At 51.5% G+C, this 301-nt stretch carries 1 rRNA gene; it reads right to left on the reverse strand.

Going from position 1 to position 301, the window contains the following annotated elements:
* A 23S ribosomal RNA gene (locus KI686_RS16340) occupies positions 1-301 on the reverse strand; the annotation flags it as partial.

The raw sequence follows: 301 nt of genomic DNA on the forward strand, positions 1-301 counted from the left end.
GCTATTACGCTTTCTTTAAAGGATGGCTGCTTCTAAGCCAACCTCCTGGCTGTCTGAGCCTTCCCACCTCGTTTCCCACTTAACTATGTCTTGGGGACCTTAATCGGCGGTCTGGGTTGTTTCCCTCTCGACACCGGACGTTAGCACCCGATGTCTGTCTCCCAAGCTCGCACTCAACGGTATTCGGAGTTTGCAATGGTTTGGTAAGTCGCGATGACCCCCTAGCCATAACAGTGCTCTACCCCCGTCGGTGATACTTGAGGCACTACCTAAATAGTTTTCGGAGAGAACCAGCTATTTC

Source organism: Polaribacter sargassicola, from assembly GCF_021991835.1.
GTDB lineage: Bacteria > Bacteroidota > Bacteroidia > Flavobacteriales > Flavobacteriaceae > Polaribacter > Polaribacter sargassicola.